This window comes from Mesoflavibacter sp. CH_XMU1422-2, assembly GCF_037029245.1.
GTDB lineage: Bacteria > Bacteroidota > Bacteroidia > Flavobacteriales > Flavobacteriaceae > Mesoflavibacter > Mesoflavibacter zeaxanthinifaciens.
Window position 1 is genome coordinate 66,798 of record NZ_JAYMEE010000056.1, and the last position, 25,411, is coordinate 92,208.

Genomic DNA, 25,411 nt, shown 5'->3' on the forward strand with positions numbered 1-25,411 from the left:
TAAATAAACATGAAATTTAACACAAAAACGATACATGGTGGACAAAAACATGACCCAGCTTATGGTGCTGTAATGCCTCCAATTTATCAGACTTCAACATACGCACAATCTACACCTGGTGGACATAAAGGGTTTGAGTACTCAAGGACACATAACCCAACACGCCAAGCTTTAGAAAACGCTTTTGCTAGTATAGAGAATGGTGAGTACGGATTAGCTTTTGGATCTGGTCTTGCTGCTATTGACGCGGTAATGAAACTTTTAAAGCCAGGTGATGAGGTAATAAGTACAAACGATTTATACGGCGGAACGTATAGATTATTTACCAGTATATTTAAGAATTTTGGAATCAAATTCAACTTTATTGGTATGCAAAATGCAAGTAATATAGAGGATTATATTACAGAAAACACAAAAATTATTTGGGTAGAAACACCAACTAACCCAATGATGAATATTATTGATATTAAAGCAACTGCAGAGATTGCAAAAAAGCACAATGTACTTTTAGCAGTAGATAACACATTTGCTACACCTTATTTACAACAACCTTTAGATCTTGGAGCCGATTTAGTAATGCATTCTGCAACAAAATATATAGGTGGACATAGCGATTTAGTTATGGGAGCACTTATTGTAAAAGATAAAGAGTTAGCAGATAAATTATATTTTATACAAAATGCAAGTGGAGCCGTTTGTGGACCACAAGATTCCTTTTTAGCGCTTCGCGGAATTAAAACGTTACACGTAAGAATGCAACGTCACTGTGAAAACGGAAGAGCTGTTGCAGAATATTTAGCATCTCATCCAAAAATTGAAAAGGTATATTGGCCAGGTTTTGAAAGTCATCCAAACCATGAAATTGCAAAAGCGCAAATGAAAGATTTTGGAGGTATGATAAGTTTTGTTACTAAAGGAAACGACTACAATGAAGCTATTAAAATTGTTGAGAATCTTAAAGTATTTACGTTAGCAGAATCCTTAGGTGGTGTAGAATCTTTATGTGGTCATCCAGCAAGTATGACACATGCAAGTATACCAAAAGAAGAGCGCGAAAAAACAGGAGTAGTAGACTCTTTAATTAGGTTAAGTGTAGGTATTGAAGATGAAGAAGACTTAATAAACGATTTAAAACAAGCTATAGGATAAGAGTAATTATCGTTATAAAAAAAGCCAACTTAATTAGTTGGCTTTTTTTATGATATATTTTGTTTGTTTTTTAATCTAAATAGTAGATATAACCAAAGTTTAACCATACTAACCAATCGTTATACTTGTTAGAGTTTAGGTCGTGATTTAAACCATCAATCCAATCGTTAAAATAGTATTGACCACGAAGGTCTAACATTAAATCAGAAACCATAGTTAGTTTATACCTAACGCCAATACTAGAAACAACAGACCATGTGCTACCAGAAGAAGGGTCTATTGGTTTAGGGAAATCTGAATCTAAATTAGGGTTAGTAGCGTACCAAGGGGAATAAAAATTATTCATATTGGTTACACTTTGGTCCCCGTAATTTGTATATACTTTAGGGTTATAAGATACGTAATGAGCGCCAAGACTTACAAAAGGAGCAAACTTATATCCGAAAGCTTGAAAAGAACGAATACTTAAAGGAAAGTATTCTAATTGCATACCGATATCTAAGTTATTTGCCTCACCAGTATGAGCTCTAAGTTTTTGAGCTTCAACACTATTTCTGTAAGGTTGTACCCATTCACCTAAATGATTTAATTTAGTTTTATTCCAAGAAATTTCTGTTCTAAGTTTAAAGTGATCATTAAAAAAATTGTCTGTAGTGTAACAGTTACAATCTGCACGATAAGCAAAGTTTATGTAGTGTACTAATCCAATTCCAATACCAGAGTTGCCAGTGTTAGTTTCGGGATCTAAACGTTCTCCAAAATCAGATTTAAAGGCAACAGGACCAGTAATGACACCAATTTCGTGTGAGAAGCCTAACTGAGAAAATGCGGTAGTACTAGTTAAGATAACTAATAAAAACAGTGTTAATTGTTTATGGTTAAGCATAATAAGGCTTTTATTTTAGAGGCTAAATATCCAACAAATATATGAAATCACGATTAACATACAAATAATAAGGATAAAATGAACTAAATATAATTATTTCTTAAAATAAGAAACTTACTAAAACGTTTGCGAAATTTTAAAAATGTGACGTAAATACTTAAAGATAATGTATATTTGCAGTGCAATTTGGCACTTAAAATAAAAGAGTCATAATTTTATTGTAATAATGAAACAAAAAATAGAAGCATTTTTAGATCAAGTAAAAGCAAATAATGGTCATGAACCAGAATTTTTACAAGCTGTACACGAAGTTGCAGAGACTGTAATTCCGTTTATAGAAGACAACCCAAAGTATCAAGATAAGTTATTGTTAGAGCGTATGGTAGAGCCAGAGCGTACAATAATCTTTAGAGTTCCATGGGTTGATGATAAAGGACAGCCACAAGTTAATAGAGGTTACCGTGTAGAGTTTAACTCGGCAATAGGTCCTTACAAAGGTGGTTTGCGTTTTCATCCTTCTGTAAACTTAAGTATTTTAAAGTTTTTAGGGTTTGAACAAGTTTTTAAAAACTCTTTAACTACTTTACCAATGGGTGGAGGAAAAGGAGGAAGTGACTTTAACCCAAAAGGTAAAAGTGATAACGAAGTAATGCGTTTTTGTCAATCTTACATGTCTGAATTATACAGGCATATTGGGCCAAATACAGATGTTCCTGCAGGAGATATTGGTGTAGGAGCAAGAGAAATAGGTTACATGTTTGGTCAATATAAAAGATTAAAAAATGAATTTACAGGAGTATTAACTGGTAAAGGATTGTCATACGGAGGATCATTAATTAGACCAGAAGCAACAGGTTATGGTTGTGTGTATTTTGCAAAAAATATGTTAGCAACTAAAAACAATTCTTTTGAAGGTAAAACAGTTGTTATTTCTGGATCTGGTAACGTTGCTCAATATGCTTGCGAAAAAGCAACGCAATTAGGAGGTAAAGTAGTAACAATGTCTGATTCTTCTGGATATATCTATGATAAAGATGGTATAAATGAAGAAAAATTAGCATTTATTATGGAGCTTAAAAATGTTAAACGTGGACGTATCCACGAGTATACAGAAAAGTATCCATCTGCTACCTTCCATGAAGGAGAAAGACCATGGTCTGTAAACTGTGATGTGGCTATGCCATGTGCTACACAAAATGAGTTAAATAAAGAAGAAGCTGAAGCTTTAGTAAATAACAATGTAATAGCAGTTGCAGAAGGTGCAAATATGCCTACGACTCCAGAAGCTATAGAGGTATTACAAAAAGCGAAAGTATTATTCTCTCCTGGTAAAGCGTCTAACGCTGGTGGAGTAGCAACTTCAGGTTTAGAAATGAGTCAAAACTCTTTAAGATACAATTGGACTAGAGAAGAGGTAGATGCTAAATTAAACCAAATTATGGATGATATTCATGCATCTTGTGTAGAATATGGTAAAAATGATGATGGTACCGTAGACTACGTAAAAGGAGCAAATATTGCTGGATTTGTTAAGGTGGCAGACGCTATGTTAGCACAAGGTTTGGTATAAATTAAATATCACATAACTAAAAAATAAAAACCGCCTATAAGGCGGTTTTTTTATTTTAAGTCAGCTTTACCAAGGTAATTTATATTTCTTTCAACCAATTCTAAAATAACAATATCAGGGTTATTATTTTCAATATCTTTTTTATTGATTTTAAAGTTTCTTATGTATATAGCATCTTCAAAGGTTTCATTAAAAAAAGGTATTAGAGCATTAGAAAAAGAATCTCTATAAAGTATTAACTTATAATCTTTACTTTCATTTTTAAAATGAAGAAATTTCTGGTCATCTGATAAAACTTCTATTTTGGAAGGTGTCTTTTTTTCGAAATTTATAACTTCTGTTTTTTCTTTAATGTTTACCATTTGAGTATTGTCTCCTAAAACTTTGGAATTTGTAGAAACTTTATAATCCTTAAGTTCTAGTTTTTGAATGGATATATCTTTTTTGATATAATCTATAATGTGTTGATAAGCTATAAAAGCCCCTAAATCATTCCAATGAGAATCTGTTTTGTAATATAATTGGTTTTCTTTTTTTTCTTTTAGTAAAACAGAATGTAAATCTATTAAATGAGCTGTTGAGTTTTTTTCTAACTCTCTTTTTAAGTGACTATAAAGAGTTTCTTTTTTCTCTAATTGAAATGGTAAATACTCAGAATAAATACTATGTTTATTAGGCGGAAATATAACATAGAATTTTATGTTTTTTGCATTTAGATATTGATTGATTCTGTTTAAGTAACTAATAATTTCTTTTGTTTTATTGTCACCAGTCATCCCAAAAGAATTATAAAAAACATTATTATAATGATTGCCTAAAAAATACCAACCATCTTTGCCTGTTAAATTATAATTTGGTAAAGGTTCTTCTTTTAAAATAGTTTCTTTAAAATTGATGTATTGATTAACAGTTGTTTTTTTAAGACCAAAATTGCCTAAGTAATAACTTTTAAAACTTGAAAGACTTTGTATAGGTTTTTTTATATCAATTTTAGGAAATTCTTTAAATTTTAAATTTTCGTTATCACCAATTTTAGATTCCACTCCAAAAATTAAAACTAAATTAGGTACAATTAATAACAGTAAAAATACTGCTATAAAAAGTTTATTTTTTATGTTATAGATATTATTCATTTTAAAATCTAAAGTAGATAAATGGGTTGTAAGCTTCTGTAGCTATATAATAAAAACAGAGAGCAAATAAGAAGATTAACCCTGCATTATAGCATAAAACACTTAGATTGTAAATGCTGTTGTTATCTTTTAAATTATTAAAATATAATTTTACTTTTTGATAAACAGGTGTAGATAATATTATCCCTACTATTAATGCTGTAATCACTTCTTTGGTTAAGTAAAAGTTTAAAAAACCAGTATTTAAACGTGCTTTAAAATCAAATAAGGTATATGTGTAATTAATTGCTTGATTTAGATTTTCACTTCTAAAAATTACCCATCCAACAATAACTATAAGTAATGTGTAAAAATGAGCAATCCAAGTACTTTGTTTTTTTAAAAAAGATTCAAAACCAATTCTCTCAATAATTAAAAATAAACCATGAAACAATCCCCAAACTATAAATGTCCAATTGGCACCATGCCATAAGCCAGTTAAGAAAAAAACTATGATTAAATTTATATATGTTCTATGGTTTCCTTTTCTATTTCCGCCTAAAGAGATGTATAAATAATCTCTAAACCATTGTGATAAAGTTATGTGCCAACGTCGCCAAAATTCTTTTATAGATTTAGAGATGTATGGATAATTAAAATTTTCTGGAAAATTAAAGCCAAACATTTTACCTAAACCTATAGCCATGTCAGAATACCCTGAAAAATCAAAAAATATTTGTAAAGTATAAGCTACAATACCTATCCAAGCAATTAATGCAGAAGATTGATTTTGGGATAGACTAAATGCTGCGTCTGCAAAAAAAGCACAATTATTAGCAATTAGCATTTTTTTTGCTAAACCAATAATAAACCTTTCTACACCGGTAGCAAACTGTTTAGCGTTTGTTTTTCTTTCTCTTAATTGTTTTTGAACTTGAGAGTATCTTACAATTGGTCCTGCAATTAATTGAGGAAACAAAGTAACATACATCGTAAAGTCAATAAAGTTTTTATTGGCTTTTATATTACCTCTGTAAACATCTATAGTATAAGACATTGTTTGAAATGTGTAAAAACTGATTCCTATAGGTAAAACTACATTTGTAATTAAGTTATTATTAATATTAGAAATAATAAAGTTAGAGTATTTAAAGTAGATTAAAATGCTTAGATTAAATACTATAGATAATACTAAACCTATCTTTTTTTTCCCTGAATTAATGATTAATCCAGAACTATAATCAACTAATGAAGATAATAGTATCAAAATAACCATCTGTTTTTCTCCCCAAGTATAAAACCCTAAACTTAAAACCAAAAGAATGATGTTTTTCATTTTCTTTGGAGCTAAATAATATAGAGCTAAAGAAAAAGGAAGAAATAGAAATAAAAATATAGGGCTACTAAATAACACAAGACTAAAATTATTGAGGTCTAAAATACAATAAAATATAGTACTTTTGGGTTTTATTCTAGCAACCCAAACTTTGTTTTAATGCGGTACATTAAACCTCTGATATTTATTTTTTTATTTTTTTTTATAAAAATAAGTTACTGTCAAAACTTTGAAGATGCTTGGTCAGAACATTATTCTTATCTGGAAATTAAAGATGTATCACCAGGTTTAGATAAATTATATGTAGCTGCAGAAAACACTATTTTTACATATGATATTAATACCTATCAAATAGAAAAACTTTCTACTATTAATGGTTTGTCAGGAGAGACTATAAGTGCCATCTTATATATAGAAGACCAAGATTTGCTGTTATTAGGGTTTGAAAATGGCCTAATGCAAATTTATGATCAGGTAAATAGAACCTTTTTAACAGTAGTTGATATTTTAGATAAACCAACAATTCCGCCAAATAATAAAGGTATAAATCAATTTTTTAGAAATCAAGATTTGGTTTATATCTCAACAGATTATGGTATATCAGTATACGATATTAATGCTTTAGAGTTTGGAGATACATATTACATAGGTCCAAATGGTTCACAATTAAAAGTTAGACAGACAACAATGTTTAACAATTATATATATGCAGCAACAGAGCAAAGATTGTATAGAGCAAGTTTAGATAATCCTAATTTAATTGATTATCAAGAATGGGAAAGTTTAAATAACGGAAATTGGTTAGGTGTTCAAAATGTTGAAGATAGACTATATGTAGCTAATTCTAATAGAAGAGTTTATGAAGTTGTTAATGGTAACTTAATCCAAAAAGTTGCTTACCCACAAGATATAGTTGGTTTTAAAAGTAATGACAACCGTTTGTCAGTTACAATAACTAAGCAATCTTTTGTATATAGTAGTAATTTTGATCAGTTAGTCAATGCCGCAACAACATCAGATTTTAATCCAAATTTTAGTACAAGTATATCTGTATCAGAAGAATTGTTTGTTGGAACAAATAGAATTGAAAATACAGGACAACCAGCTTTTGGAATTTTAAAAACCAGTTTTTCTGATCCAGAAAATTTTGAAGAAATTCATCCAGAAAGTCCATTACGAAATAGATTTTTTAAATTAAAATATCAAGAAGGACAAATCTGGGGAATACATGGAGGTTATTCAATATCTTATAATTTTAATGGCGGAGTAAGAAGAGAAGGTATTAGCCATTTTATAAATGATGAATGGCGAAATATAACGTATGATTCTTTAGCTCAAAACGTAACAAATCCATGGTACTTGTCCTATCTTACAATAGACCCATTTAATAGTAGCAATGTGTATGTAAGTTCATACTATTCAGGGATTATAAATATACAAAATGAAGAAGTAGTTAATGTGTTTAACCAAAGTAATAGTAGTTTGGTGCCTTTATTTGGTTCGGTTTATTTGATTTTAAATTCAGCTTTTGATGATCAAGGTAATTTTTATGTTTATAATGGACGTGTTAACGAAACTCTTAATAAACTATCAGAAAATGGTCAATGGACTTCTTATAACTACCAAGCTCTAATAGATCCCGCAACAAGTAATTTAGGGTTTTCTTCAATGGTTTTTGATAATAACGGAACAATATTTTCTGGTAGTTCTCACTATGGAGTTATAGCATGTGTACCTAATAGCAGTAATAATCCAACAATAGTTAATATAAGTGAGGAAGAAGAAGGAATGCCTTCTCCAAACGTAAGAACTTTAGCAATAGATAGAAATGGTCAATTATGGATTGGTATGGATAAAGGGATAAGAGTTGTTTACAATACACAAAGCTTTTTAGAAAATCCAGAAGTAGATAATATAGTGGTATTAGATAATGGAGAAGCTAGTGAGCTGCTTTTTCAACAATTTGTAACAGATATTGAAGTAGATGGTTCTAACAATAAATGGATAGCAACATTAGACACAGGTTTGTATTATTTCTCATCAGATGGTCAACAAACCATATATCACTTTACAAAAGACAACTCACCACTACCAAGTAATGATGTTTTAGATGTAGCATTGGATGAAGAAAATGGTATTGTCTACATAGCTACAGAAAAAGGTCTGTTATCTTTTAAGTCAGAAGCGTCAACACCAAAAACTACTTTAGAGGATGCTTTTGTGTTTCCAAACCCAGTTAGACCTACATTTGATATGGTTTCAGAAAAAATTAAAATAAGAGACATTTCAGAAAACGTTAATATTAAGATTACAGATATTGAAGGTAATCTTGTAGCAGAAGCAGAGTCTAATACAAACGGCAGATTTAAAGGTTATAATCTTGAAATTGATGGCGGTACAGCATTATGGAATGGAAAAAATCTAGCTGGAGATGTCGTGGCTTCTGGCGTGTATCTAGTCATGTTAAACGATCTTGATACATTAGAAACCAAAGTGCTTAAATTAATGGTGGTTAGGTAATGCAAACCAAAACAAAAGCCATAGTTCTTTCAAAAATAAGATTTAAAGACAACGATTTAATAGTAAAATGCTATACCTATAATCATGGTATAGTCAGTTATATTTTAAAAGGTATTTTAAAGTCAAAAAAGAATAATAAGAAAACAGCCTATTTTCAACCATTATCTTTATTAGAATTAGAAACAGACCATAAAGATAATAGGTCTTTACAGTATATAAAAGATTTAAAAACAAGCTTTTTATATAGTAGTTTGCATACCAATATTGTTAAAAGTGCTATTGCAATGTTTTTAGCCGAAATCTTATCTCAAGCACTTAAAGAAGAAGAACAAAATATACCATTGTTTAATTATTTAGAGACCTCTTTTATGTGGTTAGATGAAAGTAGTCAAATATCTAACGCTCATTTACTATTTCTTTTAGAATTAACGAAGTATCTAGGTTTTTATCCTGATGATTCTGAAATTGATGCCGATTTTTTTAATCTTTTAGAAGGTCAATTTCAATATATAAACAATTCGAAATACTGTGTTTCCGGAGAAAATTTAACACTCTTAAAACAACTTCTAGGCACAGATTTTGATGCATTAAATCAAATAAAAATCAACTCAAAGCAAAGACAACAGTTTTTAAAAATGTTGTTGCAGTATTTTGATTTGCACTTAACCAATTTTAATCAACCTAAATCTTTACAAATCTTTAATGATGTATTTAATTAAAAAGATAACGTACATTTTCATATTCTGTTTTTTTGCAAATGCTTATGCTCAGTCAGTAAAAGTTGTAGATAAAACAACCAAAACACCAATACCAGGTGTTGCTGTTTTTAATAAAAATCAAACTACAACAGAAGTTACAGACGAAGATGGCTTAGTTAATCTAGATAAGTTTTTAGATACAGAATTGATCTTTTTTCAACATATTTCTTTCAATTTAAAATCTTTAAAAAAAGAAAAGGTTAATGCCAATTATATTTATCTAGAGAGTAATCAATTAGGCTTGGATGAGGTTATAATATCTGCATCAAATTTTAAGCAAAATAAACGAGAAATCCCTAAAAGTATAGCTATAGTAAACGCCGATCAAATAAAGTTTAATAATCCACAAACTAGTGCAGACTTATTAGAAAATACAGGTAAAGTTTATGTCCAGAAAAGTCAATTAGGTGGTGGTAGCCCAATGATACGTGGTTTTTCTACAAATAGATTATTAATTAGTATTGATGGTGTAAGGATGAACAACGCAATTTTTAGAGGTGGTAATCTTCAAAATGTAATATCTATAGATCCACTTTCCATAGAAAAAACTGAAGTTATTCTTGGTGCAGGTTCAACAATTTATGGTAGCGATGCTATTGGTGGCGTAATAAGTTTTTACACTAAAAGTCCTAAGCTCTCTTACACAGATAGTTTAATTGTAGATAGTAATGTAATGCTTAGATACGCTACAGCAAATCAAGAAAAAACTGCACATGTAGATGTAAATTTAGGTTTAAAAAAATGGGGATTCTTAACTAATGTTACATATACAGATTTTAACGATCTGCGTATGGGTAGTCATGGACCAGCAGAATATTTAAGACCCGAATACGTCGTGACAGAAAATAATCAAGATGTAATTATTGAAAACAATAATCCAAAAATTCAAAAATTTACTGGTTACAACCAAATCAATTTAATGCAAAAAGTAGCATACAAACCAAAAGATAACTTAGATTTTGACTTAGGACTATTTTACACGACAACTTCCGATTATCCAAGATATGACAGATTAATTAGATATAGAGGTGATAATTTGCGTTCAGCAGAATGGAATTATGGGCCACAACGTTGGTTTATGTCTAATTTAAAAGTAACAAAGACAAGTAGTAAGGCTACATTTTATGATAATATAAAAGCAACATTTGCATATCAAAATTTTGAAGAAAGTAGAATAGATAGAGATTTTGAAGATATAATTAGGAATATACATGAAGAGTCTGTTAATGCTTTGTCTTTTAACTTAGATTTAGAAAAAGATCTAAGCAAAAAATCTAGTCTTTTTTATGGTTTTGAGTATGTTTTCAATAAAGTCAAATCTATTGGATATACAGAGAATATTGAAGATAACACAACAGAAAATACTGTGTCAAGATATCCAGATGGAGCCACATGGAATAGTGCAGCTATATATGCTAATTTTAAATATAAGCCAAATGAAAAGTTTGTATTACAATCTGGTTTAAGATATAATAACGTCACACAAAGTGCAGATTTTACTGCTAATAATCAATACTTAAATTTACCATTTGATCAAGCTAATATAAATGCAGATGCTTTAACAGCATCAACAGGAATTACATGGCTACCCAATGATATTTTACAGTGGAAACTTAATCTATCTACAGCATTTAGAGCACCAAATATTGATGATGTTGGTAAGGTTTTTGACTCAGAACCAGGATCTGTAGTTGTACCAAATAATAATTTAAAACCAGAGTATGCATACAATGGAGAATTAGGTTTAAAACTTAATTTTAATAAAAAGGTAGTATTTGATTTAGCAACATACTATACCTATTTAGATAATGCTTTAGTTAGAAGAGACGGAGACCTTAATGGAGAAACTGAAATTATTTATAATAACGAATTAAGTAATGTGCAGTCTATACAAAATGCATCAAAATCTTGGATATATGGTTTTGAATTTGCTGCCTTATGGAATATTAGTGACCAACTTAAGTTAACATCTAGATATAATTTTATTGGTGGTACAGAAGAAACAGACGGTATAGAAGTACCAGTAAGACACGTAGCACCAAACTTTGGCGATACACATCTAATGTGGCAATCTGATAAGTTTAAATTAGATGCTTTTGTAAATTATAATAACAAATTATCTTTTACTCAATTGGCTCCTTCAGAAACAGAGAAAGATTATATCTATGCTTTAGATGAAAACGGTAACCCGTATTCTCCATCATGGTATACTTTAAATTTTAGGACTCAATATCAATTAGCAGAAGATACAATAGTTACAGCAACGTTAGAAAACATAACAGACCAACGTTATAAAACATACTCTTCTGGTATTGCTGCACCAGGAAGAAATTTAATTGTTTCATTAACATATAGTCTATGAAAAAACCAGCATTAACAAAATTAGTTAATACTGGTTTAGGGATTAGCATTTACACGTTGCTTTTATTTTTTCATAGCTTTTTTAGTAATGGTTTGTCCATTGTTTAATGTAACTTTAGCTATGTAAAGATTTTCATTTAGATTTTTTAAATTGTAAATTTCAGAGTAATTATCACCTTTAAAAGAGTAAATTACTTTTCCTAAAGTGTCAAATATTTCAATTGTTTTAATCTTAAGATTCTGACCGACTTTAAACATTACATTGTCATTTTCTAGCTCAATAATAGAAAGGTTATTTGAAGATATATCTTCATTATCAATACCTAAACTAGCGTTGTTGAAAACAATCTCAAAACGATTGTTAAACTCACCAACATTAGAAGTAAAGTTGTAATCACTTGCAGTTAAATCGTGAATTGTAGAGGTTAAATTGTCTTTAAGATAAATAGGGTTATTAGTTAAAAAATCACCTTCCAAATTGTCAATTGAAATAGTGTAAATTGTAGCTACATTTATAGAAGTTTTAAAAGCTATAGGTATAATCTCATCTTCATTTAAACCACTAATGTTTCTTGCTTGTATAGCAAATAGATTTGGATTGTTATCTATTATAGAACCAAATTTAACCGCAGTGTTAGAAGATAAATTTTTGGCAGCATCATAATATGAGCCATCAAAATTGTTTGTAGCTAAAGTATTGTAGGCAATTAAGATTTGGTTAAATACACCATTGTCTGATGTTAAGTTTAAACGAAGCTTTTCTACATGAAAGTTGTCACTTTCGTTATTAATGTTTGAAGTAGTTGTATTTGAATATCTAAAAAATTGATCGTTATTAGATTTAACACGCATACCATTATTAAATATTACTGTTCCAGGTGTTGTCGCATAATCATCATAGTTTACAAAAAAGCCTTGTCCAGAAGCAATATGTCTAGTAGGAGTAACACCATCTCCTCCTGCAGTTTCACCAACACCATTTATGATTGCGTAATCTGACCCAGAAAAATTTAGGATTTGATTACCATTGTTATTATCTGAAGGTGGTGTATTTTGTGACCATAAATAGATGCTACCATCTAATGTGCCTTCTGTATTAGATGTTGAGTATTTATTTGCAGCAAAAAATAAATCTACATCAATAGCAGAAGGATAAGGGTTACCAATAAAATTCCAATTATTATCTGGTATTGCACTAGTACTACTATCATCATTTCTAACTACAGCAACGTTTATTAATCCATTATTAAAAGGTCCCGAAAAGATATGCGCAAAGTTATTACCAGAGCCGCCACCAATACTAAAAGATGTAGGGGACAGTGTTGCAGCGTAGCCAACACCAGGTGTCATTATCCCAGAAGCATATTGCCAATCGTCACCATTGTCATCAATATCATCTAATGTATCTGAGGCTGTATAAGCTGTTAATGTATTGTTGTTGCCGACTTCATAGAACAAATCAGAAAAATTAGCTGCGTTAAAGTAAAAACGTCTATCTGGATTTGTTGTAAAAAATGTATTCTCTATTGTTTCACCAGTAACAGGACTACTCCAATAAGTATATTCATACCAATTATTGATTATTGCTGTTTCTTTAGTTACTGAAGACGAACCAGCTCCATTGTTGACAAAGTTTTGAGTATTGTCATTCTGTAAAAAACTTCCAGCTGTTTGTAGGTTAATAAATCCACTATTATCTACATCTCTTTGAACTTCAATAAAAGTGTTATCTGCTATAAATAAGGTGTTACCAGCAGATATTGTTAAACTACAAGCACTAAAACTACCTTGAGTTGAAGTGTCGTAGTAATCATTAATTACTACACTTTTAGTTAAATCTGGTAAAATACCACTTTGCCAAGCGCCACTTGCCCAGGTTGCTGTTATTGTTCCACATGGGTTTGCAACATCACACGTGTAGCCACAACCGCCTAAATCTGCAAATCGTGTTGATGATGTTAACCAATTAGAAGTTAAACCAGCATCTGCTAAAATATTAGCAGTTGTAGTAGTTGTTGTACAATTATATTTTGCGTTAGAAATATTTCCTCCTAAATCTATAGCAGATGTACCAAGAGTTAATGTTGTTGGTAAGTCTGAGGTTGTATTATTATTTCCAGCATTATAAGTCCAACCAGTACTATCAAAACTAATACCATACATAAAAACAGGTGTAGCAGTTGCTCCTCTAAATACTAAAATTTGTTCTCCTGAAGCGTTTAATGCAAAACCACCTGTAGGATTATTAGTAATTGTACCGATTGAAGGCACAAAAATATTTCCTACAGTTTCTGTAATTGTAATTTCAGTACCACAAGGTAAATTTTGATCAGATTCCCAAACAATTACACCTTCTGACCCAGAAAAAGTTGATGTTGTATTATTCCAAGCTTTATCTGTAAATTTTGCAATTGTACCTGTTGTGGTTTCAGTTAATAAAACAAAAGTAAACTGGTCTGTATTATCTGCGTTATAACCAGTTATAATGATCTCGCCTGGTTGTAAAAAGGTTTGACTAAATGATACAGAACTATATATAAAGAATATTAGTAAAAGCGTAATCTTTTTCATTTTGAGGGTTTTTAAATGAATTAATTAAGTATAAATATATTCTCTAAAATATTTTAAAACAAAAAGCTTCAACTTTATTAGTTGAAGCTTAAGTTTTTAGCGGTAAAAAACAATTATGTTTATTTTTTGATAAACTTTTTGACTATTTTTTGATTGTTAGAAAGTTTTATCTATGTCTGCTGGAGAACCACAACTTCCTCCTCCAACTCCAGTTAATTCAATATTATTTATTCTTAAGCCTCTTGTGCCTCCAGTTTTTGTCTATCTTATTTGCACAGTTGTACTTGTAATTGGACCAAAATTGAAATTATAATCAGTATAGGTATTAGGTATGCTTGTAAGTGTCGTGCTAGCAGCAGTCCAATTGGCTCCATTGTTATCAGAAATTTCAATAGTACATTCCGGAGGTGTTCCACTACCATAAGATCTTAAATTTGATGTTAGAGTTAAGGAGCTGTATGCACATAAGTCTATGATTTCTGTAATGACTTCATCTGAAGATGCGTCAAGTAACCAATATCCTGAATTTTGTGTAATACTATTAAAAGTCCAAGTGCTTTGGCTTAAAGAAGAGCAGTCATTTGATAATATTTGCCCAAACGAAAAATTAAGGCATAGCAATGCCATTAAAGAGAGGAGAAATTTATTCATGTTGTATTTTTTGACTATTAATTTGTCTGAAATATAGGAAAATTCTTAAGGGATTAATTTCTATTTCTATGAATTACAGTGATTTATATTTATATTTAATCATTACATAATATTGTGTGCTCTTTTTTTAATATTTATTTAATTTAGTGAACTATAAATGATAGATGAATAACTCTTACACATTAGAAGAAGCCATAAAAAAACTAGAGCATTATTGTGCGTATCAAGAACGTTGCCATAAAGAAGTGACTCAAAAATTGATACAAATGCAAATGATACCTGAGGTAAGAGACCATATTGTAGTACATTTATTAGAACATAATTTTTTAAATGAAGAACGCTATGCAAAAGCTTTTGTAAGTGGTAAATTCAATATAAAAAAGTGGGGAAAACAACGCTTAAAATTAGAGTTGAAACGAAAAGATATTTCTAGTTATAATATTAGTGCAGCTTTAAAAATAATTGATGAAGTTGATTACTATAGAACGTTTAATCAATTAGCAGAAAAGAAACTAGAATCTATTAAAGAACCTAATAAGTTTAAAAAGAAGAAAAAACTAATAGATTACCTGCTTTATCGTGGTTGGGAAACACATTTAGTATATGATAAAGTAAACGAGTTAATTCCATAAAAAAAGCCTTTCAACTTAAACAGAGAAAGGCTTTTCTTTTTATAATTTTATTGGTCTATAAATTAAATACAGCTCCAATATTAGCATTAAACTGATTGTTTATTTTTTCTGCAGGTGTTAAGGCATCCGAGTTATATTTGGCAAAAGTAGTACCAAATTCTGTAAATAATCCAAAACCGTCTGAGAAGAAATAACGCATACCAAGGTGTCCGCCAAAATTCTTTAAACTTAAGCTAATCCCAGGATAAACATCAAAGTTGTCACTAATGTTAATGACATTACCTAAGTTAGCGTTAAAGCGTGCTTTTAAGTCTATTCTATCTTCAAAATCTGCGTTTAAACCATTGTTTAAATTAAGGGCATAACCACCAACAACTCCAACCGAAATGTTTTCGCCTAAGCCATAATCGTATGTAATTACAATTCCGTTTACATTATCTTGAAAGTTTGCACCTATCTGTAATTTTTGGTCGCCTTTACCTTCAAAAGTTTGAGCAGTTACTAGACTTGTAATTAAACAAGCAAGTATTAATAATCCTTTTTTCATTTTTAAGATTTAGTTAAATATTTATTTGTGTTTGTAATGGCTTGTTGGTTTTTCCAATCTATCCATTTTTGACCTTTAATTCTGCGCATAACGTTATCTATGCTTCGCATAATAAATACGTTATATATGGCTTTTCCTAAGTTTTTTGGGTTTCGTGCTATAGCGCGTAAACTCATAGAAAAACCTGGTGTTAAATAGCGCATATAGTGCCAATAACCTTCTGGCATGTATAAAACTTCTCCATGATTTAAATTACAAACCCAACCTTTTGCATTTTTTAAGGCTGGCCATTTGTTAAAATCAGGATTAGCAAAATCTATATCTTCTCTTGTAATTAAAGAGTGTGGTATTTTGTATAAGTGTTTATTCTGTTTCTGGTCAAATAAAATACACTGTTTTTTTCCTTCAAAATGAAAGTGAAAAATGTTAGCTAAATCTATGTCATAGTGCATAAACGTATAGCTATCGCGACCACCAAAAAATAACATTGGTAAGCCTTTCATTAAACGTAATCCAAAATCAGGAAACTTAAAATCCTTTTGCAATTGCGGGACTTCTTTTAAAATATTCCACAGAAAAATACGGTATTTAGTAGGCTCACGTTTAAGCAAATCTACATATTCGCTCATTTTCATTTTTGCATGTGGCTCATTAAATCCGTCTTTATAATCTACTGGTCTATCATCATAAAGAGGTACAGTTTTATCTCCAGCAATCTCTTTAATGTAATCTAAACTCCATTTAGAATGAGCAGGCCAATCTGTAATAAACTCTTCTATAACCACTGGTTTTTGTGGTTTGAAGTAGTTTTTTATAAAGTCTTCTTTGGTTATCGTTTTAACCCTTGGTATGTCTTGAAGATTTAATTTCAAAAATTAAAAATTTAGAGAACAAAGTTAATAAAACGTTACCAAATAATAACTAGGCTATAGTTATAGCTTAGTTAAAATTATATCTAAGACCAAATAAAACGTTGCTTGGAGGCATTGGTACAAAGCCAGCTTCTATATAATCGGCATTAAAAATATTACTTGCAGTTGCGGTAAGCGTAAATTGTTTTAATCTAGCTTCTAAAGATGCGTCCCATACGTTATAGCTGTCTCCTGTAGTACGTTCTGCATGTTTGTAAACGATATTTTGAGTGATGTTTTTGAATAACTGTGTGCTTAAACGCGATGTAAAATGATGTTTTAAGGTGTTTAAAGAATAACGCGATAAATCTTTATTTTGATCTAAAATGTTATCTTCCATAAAGTTATAACCAACTGCAAAAGTTTGCTTGTAATTATTTAAGCTGAAATGATATTGCGCATCAACCTCAAATCCTTTTGTGTTTACTTCTGCAATATTTGTAGCCTCAAAAAATGAAATTGAAGTATTTGGTCTTATGTAATCAATTAAGTTTTTTGCATCTCTATTATACACTGCTGCAGATACTGAAAATTTAGACGACAAATATTTAAGTCCTATTTCTTGAGAAAAAGCTTCTTCTACTTCTAAATTTTCGTTACCAAGAGTACTTGGGTCACTATAATATAAGTCTGTATATGTTGGTATTCTGTAAGTATAACCAATGTTTCCATAGACTTTTAAGTTATTATTTAAACGGTAACCAAGATCTAAACCAGGAAACGCATAAAATTTAAAATCGGAAAAATACGTTACTGCAACACCAGGTGTAATATCTAGATTTTCATCTAATAATTTAAATCTATGTTCTAAAAATAAAGTAGACATAAAACGCTGTCTGTTGCCTAAATTATTACTTCTTAAATAGACCTTAGATAAATCTACACCAAAGCCAGTAACACCTAAACTAGACTTGTAAGACGCATTGACTTCAGTTCCTATTTTATCAGAAATATGAAGATTTCTGTAGACTGTTGGATTGTTACGTATGTAAATGTATTCATCTTGATTACGCTTCCAATATACACGTGGTTTTATGGTTAGATTTTCGGTTTTAAATTGTGTTGAAAAAGCTAATAAACTATTTTGTGTTTCTTCGTATTGATCAATAGCACTTTCGCGAGCGTAAAAACCGTTAGCACCAAATTTTCGCTCTTGAAACGTAGCAATCATTTCAATCGCTTTTTTCTTCTTATTAAAAACACTTTTTACAAAATAATTGCTGTTATCGTAATCTGTGTTATAACGGTAACCTTCAGAAGTCATTTTATCTATGTGTACAATGTGTGACGAGTTTTCTAAATCTGCACCAACTGTTACTCCTGCGTTTAATTGTCCAAAACTACCTGTTTCTAATTTTGCAGATACCGTATTTTTTAAACTGTTTTTTGTTACAATATTTATAGCACCAGTAAAAGCGTTTTGCCCAAAAACACGTGCTGCTGGACCTTTAATAATCTCTATGCGTTCTATAACTTCTAACGGTAAAGCGGCATTCATGGTGTGATGTCCTGTTTGCGCATCGTCCATTTTTATACCATCAATAAGTAGTAAAGTTTGGTCAAATCCGCCACCACGAATATGTAAATCTGCTTGGCTACCAGCAGTACCACGACGTCTAATATCTACGCCTGCAAATTGTTGTAATACATCGGCAACATTATTAGCTGCGCTATTTTTTATATCTGAAGAAGAAACTACAGTGATAGTTCTTGAATTTTCTTTAAACGGTAAATCTATTCTAGTAGAAGAGATAACAACCGAGTCTAATTGTTGTTCTTTTTGTAAATCTTGCGCTTGTAAACTTGTTGTTAAAACGCTTAGCCCGATAAAAAAACGAGTCAATTTCATAATAAATTTTTTATGTGATTTTTGAAGCTGCAAAATTCGTAACTTTCCGGATTAGTAAACTAGTCCAGTTTTAAAACAATGAATAGTCCGGTTGAAGACATATTATTAACATTACTAACTTTAGATAATACATCTGTTTCGCCCAAGTACATTCAGATTGCACAGCAAGTTATTAATGCCATACAACGTGGTTATTTAACCGAAGGAACGAAGTTACCAGGAACCAGAAAGTTTGGCGAATTACTTGGTGTAAATCGCAATACAGTAGTCGCAGTTTATGACGAATTAGCATCACAAGGTTGGGTAGATATAGTTGCAAATAAAGGTACTTTTATTTTAATGCCCGAAAAGAAAACAGCAGCAATTAAAGGTGCTGCGCAAGGATTAGAAAAATTAAAGACGTATCCAGAAACAGCAGGGTTTTCATTTCAATCTTCATTTAATTTAGCATCTACAGAAGAAAATTCTGATTGTGCATATGTGCTAAACGATGGACAACCGGATTTAAGATTGCATCCAACACATCAATTTTCGCGTTGGTATAGTGCATCTATGAAACGTCCAACTTTAGTGTCTAAATGGAATCAAACCCAAGATCAATTCTATTCTATATTTAATAAACAACTGTGTAATTATTTAAATGCAACACGCGGTTTTTACATAATGCCGCATAATATTTTAAGTACACGAAGTACAGAAATGAGTTTGTATATCGTATCGCAATTACTTATTAAAAAAAACGATGTGGTATTGGTTGCGCAATTAAGTCCTTATAAATCAAATATGATTTTTCAGCAAGCTGGTGCAAATTTAATTACCATACCTGTTGATCATAACGGAATAGAAGTAGATTTTATAGAACAGCATTTTACCAAAAACAGTATTAGATGTGTTTATGTTTGTGCGCATAGGCAATACCCAACAACAGTTACATTGTCTGCCGAAAGACGTGTTAAATTACTACAACTAGCTAAAGCTTATAATTTTGCTATAATTGAAGACGATTTTGATTACGATTTTCAATTTAATGGATCGGCAATGTTGCCTATGGCAAGTGCAGATAGTGAAGGCGTTGTGATCTATCTAGGACGTTTAGGACAATCTTTTTTTCCTAGTTTTCAAATAGGATTTTTAATCGCGCCGCAAAACGTAATTAAAGAAGCTAATAATTACCTTCAGCTATTAGACAAACAAGGCGATTTAATACAAAAACAAATGTTGTCTGAGCTTATTGCAGAAGGTGAAATTAACCGATTAATCAAGAAAAATATTACGGTTTACAAACAACGCAGAGATTATTTGTCCAAATGTTTAACTATCCATTTTAAAGATATAGCTACTTGGAAAATCCCTGATGGTGGATTAGCAATATGGTTAGAATTTAATACGAGTATATCTTTATTTCAATTAGCCGAAAAAGCAAAAACTAACAATTTATTTTTACCAAAAACCATATTGTATCAAAACAAATCACTTTGTGCTATACGATTAGGTTTTGGCCACTTAAATGAAGATGAAATTGAAACCGTAGTTAAAATTTTGAAACAGTCTTTTGATGCGGTTAGACTGTGATTACTGCTAGCTGTTTTTTAAGCTGTCCTTATCTATCCATTTAAAGTCGTTAGGTATTGTTGCGTCTAATAAATCAATATTTAATTTTTCTGAAAGAATATAAGCTAACTCTAAAGCAGATTCAAAATTATTCTTTTCATAAAGTGTAAAATGCTTATTCTTGTCATACCAGAGATTTACTTTAAAAGTAAAACTTCCATCGGTTAAAGGTTGTGTAAAAATTGAAATATATTCGTAATTATTAATAGTAACCCAATTACCTATTTTAATAGGTCCAACTTCGTTAGTGGATCTAAATCTAGATTTTTCTAAATCAATATAAATTCTCTTATGCACACTAAGAACAATACCAATTAAAATAAGATATAATCCTCTTGTAAACGTTTTACCACTATAGGCAGAGTTTTTATCATCCCATTTTAAATAAAAAATGCTATATAAAATAAAAGCTAAAGCAAGAGTAAAAGCTAATGCAGCGATTATTGTTTGCCAAAAGGGTTTAACTTTTTCATCTATAACAATGTGATCATTCATTTAATATCAAATTCAGTTTTACAATCATCACATTTATACTTATCCTTAGCATAAAAGGGAAGTGTGCCAAACAAAAAGCCAACCATAAAAGAAAAAAAAGATTTAAAATCTTTAATAGTAGAAAACATAGCTACTTTACTACTGTTACAATTAGGACAGTGTATAGCGTTACCATCATCATCTACCGAATATTTATTAATGGTTTCTAAAATATGTTGCGCTCTTAAAGCGTCTTTAGCTAATACTTTTAGTTTAACGCCACCAATAGCATTGCTTACCAAAGGATCTGTATCTATGGTCAAGTGGTCGCTTAAAAACACTTCAATACCTTCAGATTCTAAACGACCTTTTATAATCTGCGCTTCTGCAGAATACTGAAATTTTGCTATGGTTTTAAAGGTTGGTGACATGTTTTATTATCTATATTAATTAGTAGATAAAAGGATTAAAGTGTTACAAGTTACTATTATTCATTTAAATTTTAACATTCTTCAATATAAAAAACTCATTATAAATTCAAACATATTATGTAATTTTACACATATGTTTGCATTAGTAGATTGTAATAATTTTTATGCCTCTTGCGAGCGCGTATTTAACCCAAACCTTAACGGTAAACCAGTTGCTATACTTAGCAATAATGATGGTTGTGTGATTTCGCGTAGTGACGAGGCTAAAGCTTTAGGTTTACCTATGGGCGCGCCAATTTTTAAATGGGAAAACTTCTGTAAAACTAATAATATACACGTACTTTCATCAAATTATCCACTGTATGGCGATATGAGTAGTCGTGTTATGTCTATTTTAAAACAGTTTACACCAGATGTTGAGGTGTATAGTATAGACGAATCCTTTTTGCAATTTAAAGGATTTGAAAATTATAATTTAGACAATTATGGGCAGCAAATAAGACAGCGTATTTTAAAATGGACAGGCATACCAACCTGTGTAGGTATAGCAACTACAAAAGGGTTAAGTAAGGTAGCTAATAAGATTGCTAGAAAATATCCTAATCAAACAAAAGGCGTTTACGTAATAGATACCGAAGATAAGCGTATAAAAGCATTAAAATGGCTAAAAATTGAAGACGTTTGGGGCATAGGAAGACAATTATCAAAACGATTAAAAGCCAAAGGATGCAAAACAGCTTTAGACTTTGCTAATTTGCCAGAAGATTGGATAAAATCAAATTTTTCTGTAGTAGAAGCACGATTACATCGCGATTTAAATGGCATACCAACATTAACTTTAGAAGAATACGATCAAGCTAAAAAAGTAATAGCCACAACACGTAGTTTTGATTATACGTATTCTGATTTAAGTTATATAAAAGAGCGTGTAGCAACCTTTGCAGTAACTTGTGCAGAAAAGTTACGTAAACAACACTCTAGCTGTCATACCATAATTGTTTTTTTAAAAAGTAATAAGCATAAAAAAGAACAAGCACAACATTCAGAAAGCAGAGCAGTGCACTTGCCTTATGCAACCAATTCATCTTTAATAATTAGTAATACAGCAGTTAATGCAGTAACTAAAATTTTTAAAAAAGGGATAGAATATAAAAAAGCAGGCGTAATGATAACAGGTTTTGTACCCACAAACAATTATCAACTCAATATTTTCGAAAAAGAAAATCCAAAGCATTTACCACTAATGCAAACAATAGATCAAATAAATTTAAAATATCACACAAATAAAATTAAATTAGCAAGTCAAGACCTAGATCGTACTTGGAAGATGCGCCAAGAACGATTATCGCCTAGGTATACAACCAATATAAACGACATTATAAAAGTTAAATAACCATTATAATTAAAAAACATAACATATAATTTGGGCGTTACCCTATCGGGTCGGGCTTTTCGCAGTCGCGCTTTGCAAGGCGCTCCAACAATGCTGCAATCCCTAACGCAACTATTTGCTAACAAAAAGACTTAACTATGATCAAGCACAAATCAGGAAGTTTAACCTTTTACATACCAGATGCAACAGCACAATCCGGAGCTCATTTTTTTGATGCAGGTATTTCGGCAGGATTTCCATCGCCAGCAGAAGATTTTAAAGAAGAACGTCTATCATTAGACGAGACGTTAGTAAAAAACAAAGAAGCTACTTTTTATGCACGTGTAAGCGGTCAGTCTATGATAGGTGCCGGATTAGACGATAATGATTTGTTAGTTATAGACCGTAGTTTAGAGCCAGCAAACAATAAAATAGCAGTTTGTTTTTTAGATGGCGAGTTTACAGTAAAACGTCTACGGGTAGAAAAAGAAGAAGTTTGGTTACAACCAGAAAACCCAAATTATCCTATCATTAAGATCACAGAAGACAATAATTTTTTAATTTGGGGTATTGTTACCAACGTTATTAAAAAGGTATAAAACAAAAAACGCGAAGCATTTGCTTCGCGTTTTTTAATTGTAAAAGTAATGTTTTATTAATCTGCTAAAACAATTACTTTGTTATCTTTCATTTCGATTGTACCAGAACTTATTTTTAGTAAAGTAGTGTTTTTATCGCCTTTAGTAAAGCGATCTTCTACAGTTTCATCTAACTCTATATTACCAGTAATTTTAACAGTACCTTCTTTTAATATAGAGACAATAGGAGCGTGATTGTTTAACATCTCAAAGTCTCCGTTTAAACCAGGTACGGTAACACTAGTTACTTCTCCGCTAAATAAAGTAGCTTCTGGTGATACAATTTCTAAATACATATTTTTTTAGTTTGCAGTTTGCAGTCTGCAGTTTGCAGTCGCACTGAGGACTGAATACTGAATACTGCCAACTGATTTTACGCTTCAGCTAACATTTTTTCTCCAGCTTCTATAGCTTCTTCAATTGTTCCTTTAAGGTTAAACGCTGCTTCTGGTAAGTGGTCTAATTCACCATCCATAATCATGTTAAATCCTTTAATAGTATCTTTAATGTCTACTAATACTCCAGGAATACCAGTAAATTGCTCTGCTACGTGGAAAGGTTGAGATAAGAAACGTTGTACACGACGTGCTCTACCTACAGCCATTTTGTCTTCTTCAGATAATTCTTCCATACCAAGGATAGCAATAATGTCTTGTAATTCTTTATAACGTTGTAATAACTCTTTAACTCTTTGTGCACAAGCGTAGTGATCGTTTCCTAAGATATCTGCAGTTAAAATTCTTGAAGTAGAATCTAATGGATCTACCGCAGGATAAATACCTAACTCGGCAATTTTACGAGATAATACTGTAGTTGCATCTAAGTGAGCAAACGTAGTTGCTGGTGCTGGATCCGTTAAATCATCCGCAGGTACGTAAACCGCTTGTACAGATGTAATAGATCCTTTTTTAGTAGACGTAATACGCTCTTGCATTGCACCCATTTCTGTTGCTAATGTTGGTTGGTAACCTACCGCAGAAGGCATACGTCCTAAAAGTGCAGATACCTCAGATCCTGCTTGTGTAAAACGGAAGATGTTATCTACGAAGAAAAGTACGTCTTTTCCTTGTCCATCTCCAGCGCCATCACGGAAGTATTCTGCTATTGTTAAACCAGATAAGGCAACACGCGCACGTGCTCCTGGTGGTTCGTTCATTTGTCCAAAAACGAAAGTTGCTTTAGAGTCTTTCATAGCTGCTTTATCAACTTTTTGAAGATCCCATCCGCCTTCTTCCATAGAGTGCATAAAGTCGTCACCATACTTAATAATTCCCGACTCTAACATCTCTCTTAAAAGGTCATTTCCTTCACGAGTTCTTTCTCCAACTCCAGCAAATACTGAAAGTCCACCGTGACCCTTTGCAATGTTATTAATTAACTCCTGGATTAATACTGTTTTACCTACTCCGGCACCACCAAATAATCCAATCTTACCTCCTTTTGCGTAAGGCTCGATTAAGTCAATTACTTTAATACCTGTAAATAAAACTTCAGTAGAAGTAGATAAGTCTTCAAATTTTGGTGCTTGACGGTGAATTGGTAAACCAGCTTCTCCTGCTTTAGGTAAGTCTCCTAAACCATCAATAGCATCTCCAATCACGTTAAATAAACGTCCGTAAACATCACCACCAATTGGCATTTGGATAGGAGCGCCAGTTGCAACAACTTCTGTTCCTCTACTTAAACCATCTGATGAGTCCATAGCGATAGTACGTACAGTATCTTCACCAATGTGAGATTGTACTTCTAGTACTAACTTAGAGCCGTCAGCCTTATTAATTTCTAATGAATCGTAAATTTTTGGTAGTTCAGTACCGGCTCCGAATTCTACATCGATAACTGGACCAACTATTTGTGCAACTTTACCTGTAACTTTTGACATTACTTATCTGTTTAATATTATGGTATTTAATTGAATGAAAACTATTTCTGTTTTCGCGTGCAAAGATAGGTGTTTTTATTTAAAATAAAAGGTCTTTTTTCTTATTTTGAATATAAAAAAACACCTTCTGTATGAAGGTGTTTTATAAAT

General features: G+C 31.1%; 21 protein-coding genes. 9 read left to right on the forward strand and 12 right to left on the reverse strand.

The window, feature by feature from the left end:
* Positions 1-9 precede the first annotated feature (9 nt).
* Complete coding sequence (locus tag WA340_RS06330) at positions 10-1,149, forward strand: cystathionine gamma-synthase (RefSeq protein WP_223077921.1); 1,140 nt, start codon at positions 10-12, stop codon at positions 1,147-1,149.
* Positions 1,150-1,219: 70 nt separating this feature from the next.
* Here the strand turns inward: WA340_RS06330 and WA340_RS06335 are convergent, their stop codons facing one another.
* Positions 1,220-2,035: a THC0290_0291 family protein gene (locus WA340_RS06335; protein WP_336127968.1), complete on the reverse strand. Its 816-nt coding sequence runs from the start codon at positions 2,033-2,035 to the stop codon at positions 1,220-1,222.
* Positions 2,036-2,261: 226 nt separating this feature from the next.
* On the opposite strand from WA340_RS06335, the gene gdhA reads away from it, so the two are divergent.
* A complete protein-coding gene (gene gdhA / locus WA340_RS06340; RefSeq protein ID WP_336127970.1) occupies positions 2,262-3,605 on the forward strand; it encodes an NADP-specific glutamate dehydrogenase in 1,344 nt (447 codons plus the stop codon).
* 50 nt (positions 3,606-3,655) lie between these two features.
* Here gdhA and WA340_RS06345 read toward each other — a convergent pair whose 3' ends face one another.
* Entirely contained in the window at positions 3,656-4,738 is a 1,083-nt protein-coding gene (locus tag WA340_RS06345) for an alginate O-acetyltransferase AlgX-related protein (RefSeq protein ID WP_336127971.1), read from the reverse strand.
* Position 4,739: 1 nt separating this feature from the next.
* Entirely contained in the window at positions 4,740-6,053 is a 1,314-nt protein-coding gene (locus WA340_RS06350) for an MBOAT family O-acyltransferase (protein ID WP_336127972.1), read from the reverse strand.
* 159 nt (positions 6,054-6,212) lie between these two features.
* On the opposite strand from WA340_RS06350, the gene porZ reads away from it, so the two are divergent.
* Genes porZ through WA340_RS06365 form a run of 3 tightly spaced genes read left to right on the forward strand, consistent with a single transcriptional unit; the run spans position 6,213 to position 11,693 of the window.
* Positions 6,213-8,573 carry a type IX secretion system anionic LPS delivery protein PorZ gene (porZ, locus tag WA340_RS06355; RefSeq protein ID WP_336127974.1) on the forward strand — a complete coding sequence of 787 codons (2,361 nt, stop codon included), beginning with the start codon at positions 6,213-6,215 and terminating at the stop codon, positions 8,571-8,573.
* Positions 8,573-9,292, forward strand: coding sequence for a DNA repair protein RecO (gene recO / locus WA340_RS06360; protein ID WP_336127976.1), 720 nt, complete (start codon positions 8,573-8,575; stop codon positions 9,290-9,292). Before porZ ends, recO begins: the two co-directional genes overlap by 1 nt.
* Positions 9,276-11,693 (forward strand): TonB-dependent receptor, encoded by a 2,418-nt coding sequence (locus WA340_RS06365; RefSeq protein WP_336127978.1) that lies wholly within the window; start codon positions 9,276-9,278, stop codon positions 11,691-11,693. The genes recO and WA340_RS06365 overlap by 17 nt, the downstream gene beginning before the upstream one ends.
* Positions 11,694-11,755: 62 nt before the next feature.
* Here the strand turns inward: WA340_RS06365 and WA340_RS06370 are convergent, their stop codons facing one another.
* Positions 11,756-14,263: a hypothetical protein gene (locus WA340_RS06370; RefSeq protein WP_336127980.1), complete on the reverse strand. Its 2,508-nt coding sequence runs from the start codon at positions 14,261-14,263 to the stop codon at positions 11,756-11,758.
* Between the two features lie 261 nt (positions 14,264-14,524).
* On the reverse strand, positions 14,525-14,914 hold the full coding sequence (locus WA340_RS06375) for a hypothetical protein (RefSeq protein WP_336127981.1): 390 nt from the start codon (positions 14,912-14,914) through the stop codon (positions 14,525-14,527).
* A gap of 164 nt (positions 14,915-15,078) precedes the next feature.
* Here WA340_RS06375 and WA340_RS06380 point away from each other — a divergent pair, with 164 nt between their 5' ends.
* Positions 15,079-15,546: a regulatory protein RecX gene (locus tag WA340_RS06380; RefSeq protein ID WP_336127982.1), complete on the forward strand. Its 468-nt coding sequence runs from the start codon at positions 15,079-15,081 to the stop codon at positions 15,544-15,546.
* 55 nt (positions 15,547-15,601) lie between these two features.
* On the opposite strand, the gene WA340_RS06385 is transcribed toward WA340_RS06380, so the two are convergent.
* From WA340_RS06385 to WA340_RS06395, 3 genes are all read right to left on the reverse strand, one after another.
* Positions 15,602-16,093: a DUF6646 family protein gene (locus WA340_RS06385; protein ID WP_336127983.1), complete on the reverse strand. Its 492-nt coding sequence runs from the start codon at positions 16,091-16,093 to the stop codon at positions 15,602-15,604.
* A gap of 2 nt (positions 16,094-16,095) precedes the next feature.
* The gene (locus WA340_RS06390) at positions 16,096-16,965 is read right to left on the reverse strand and encodes a cupin-like domain-containing protein (RefSeq protein WP_336127985.1); all 870 of its coding nucleotides are present in this window, start codon (positions 16,963-16,965) and stop codon (positions 16,096-16,098) included.
* 67 nt (positions 16,966-17,032) lie between these two features.
* A complete protein-coding gene (locus WA340_RS06395) occupies positions 17,033-18,853 on the reverse strand; it encodes a TonB-dependent receptor plug domain-containing protein (protein ID WP_336127986.1) in 1,821 nt (606 codons plus the stop codon).
* A gap of 78 nt (positions 18,854-18,931) precedes the next feature.
* Here WA340_RS06395 and WA340_RS06400 point away from each other — a divergent pair, with 78 nt between their 5' ends.
* Entirely contained in the window at positions 18,932-20,425 is a 1,494-nt protein-coding gene (locus WA340_RS06400; protein WP_336127988.1) for an aminotransferase-like domain-containing protein, read from the forward strand.
* Between the two features lie 6 nt (positions 20,426-20,431).
* On the opposite strand, the gene WA340_RS06405 is transcribed toward WA340_RS06400, so the two are convergent.
* Together WA340_RS06405 and WA340_RS06410 are read right to left on the reverse strand one after the other, a co-directional pair.
* Positions 20,432-20,959 carry a hypothetical protein gene (locus WA340_RS06405; protein WP_336127989.1) on the reverse strand — a complete coding sequence of 176 codons (528 nt, stop codon included), beginning with the start codon at positions 20,957-20,959 and terminating at the stop codon, positions 20,432-20,434.
* Positions 20,956-21,369 carry a putative signal transducing protein gene (locus tag WA340_RS06410; protein ID WP_336127991.1) on the reverse strand — a complete coding sequence of 138 codons (414 nt, stop codon included), beginning with the start codon at positions 21,367-21,369 and terminating at the stop codon, positions 20,956-20,958. Before WA340_RS06410 ends, WA340_RS06405 begins: the two co-directional genes overlap by 4 nt.
* Before the next feature lie 133 nt (positions 21,370-21,502).
* On the opposite strand from WA340_RS06410, the gene WA340_RS06415 reads away from it, so the two are divergent.
* Positions 21,503-22,762 carry a Y-family DNA polymerase gene (locus WA340_RS06415; protein ID WP_336127992.1) on the forward strand — a complete coding sequence of 420 codons (1,260 nt, stop codon included), beginning with the start codon at positions 21,503-21,505 and terminating at the stop codon, positions 22,760-22,762.
* Positions 22,763-22,899: 137 nt separating this feature from the next.
* Entirely contained in the window at positions 22,900-23,340 is a 441-nt protein-coding gene (locus tag WA340_RS06420) for a LexA family protein (RefSeq protein ID WP_027879621.1), read from the forward strand.
* Positions 23,341-23,396: 56 nt separating this feature from the next.
* Here WA340_RS06420 and WA340_RS06425 read toward each other — a convergent pair whose 3' ends face one another.
* Positions 23,397-23,675 carry a F0F1 ATP synthase subunit epsilon gene (locus WA340_RS06425; protein WP_336127993.1) on the reverse strand — a complete coding sequence of 93 codons (279 nt, stop codon included), beginning with the start codon at positions 23,673-23,675 and terminating at the stop codon, positions 23,397-23,399.
* Positions 23,676-23,752: 77 nt separating this feature from the next.
* Positions 23,753-25,261 carry a F0F1 ATP synthase subunit beta gene (gene atpD, locus WA340_RS06430; protein ID WP_106677203.1) on the reverse strand — a complete coding sequence of 503 codons (1,509 nt, stop codon included), beginning with the start codon at positions 25,259-25,261 and terminating at the stop codon, positions 23,753-23,755.
* Positions 25,262-25,411 lie beyond the last annotated feature (150 nt).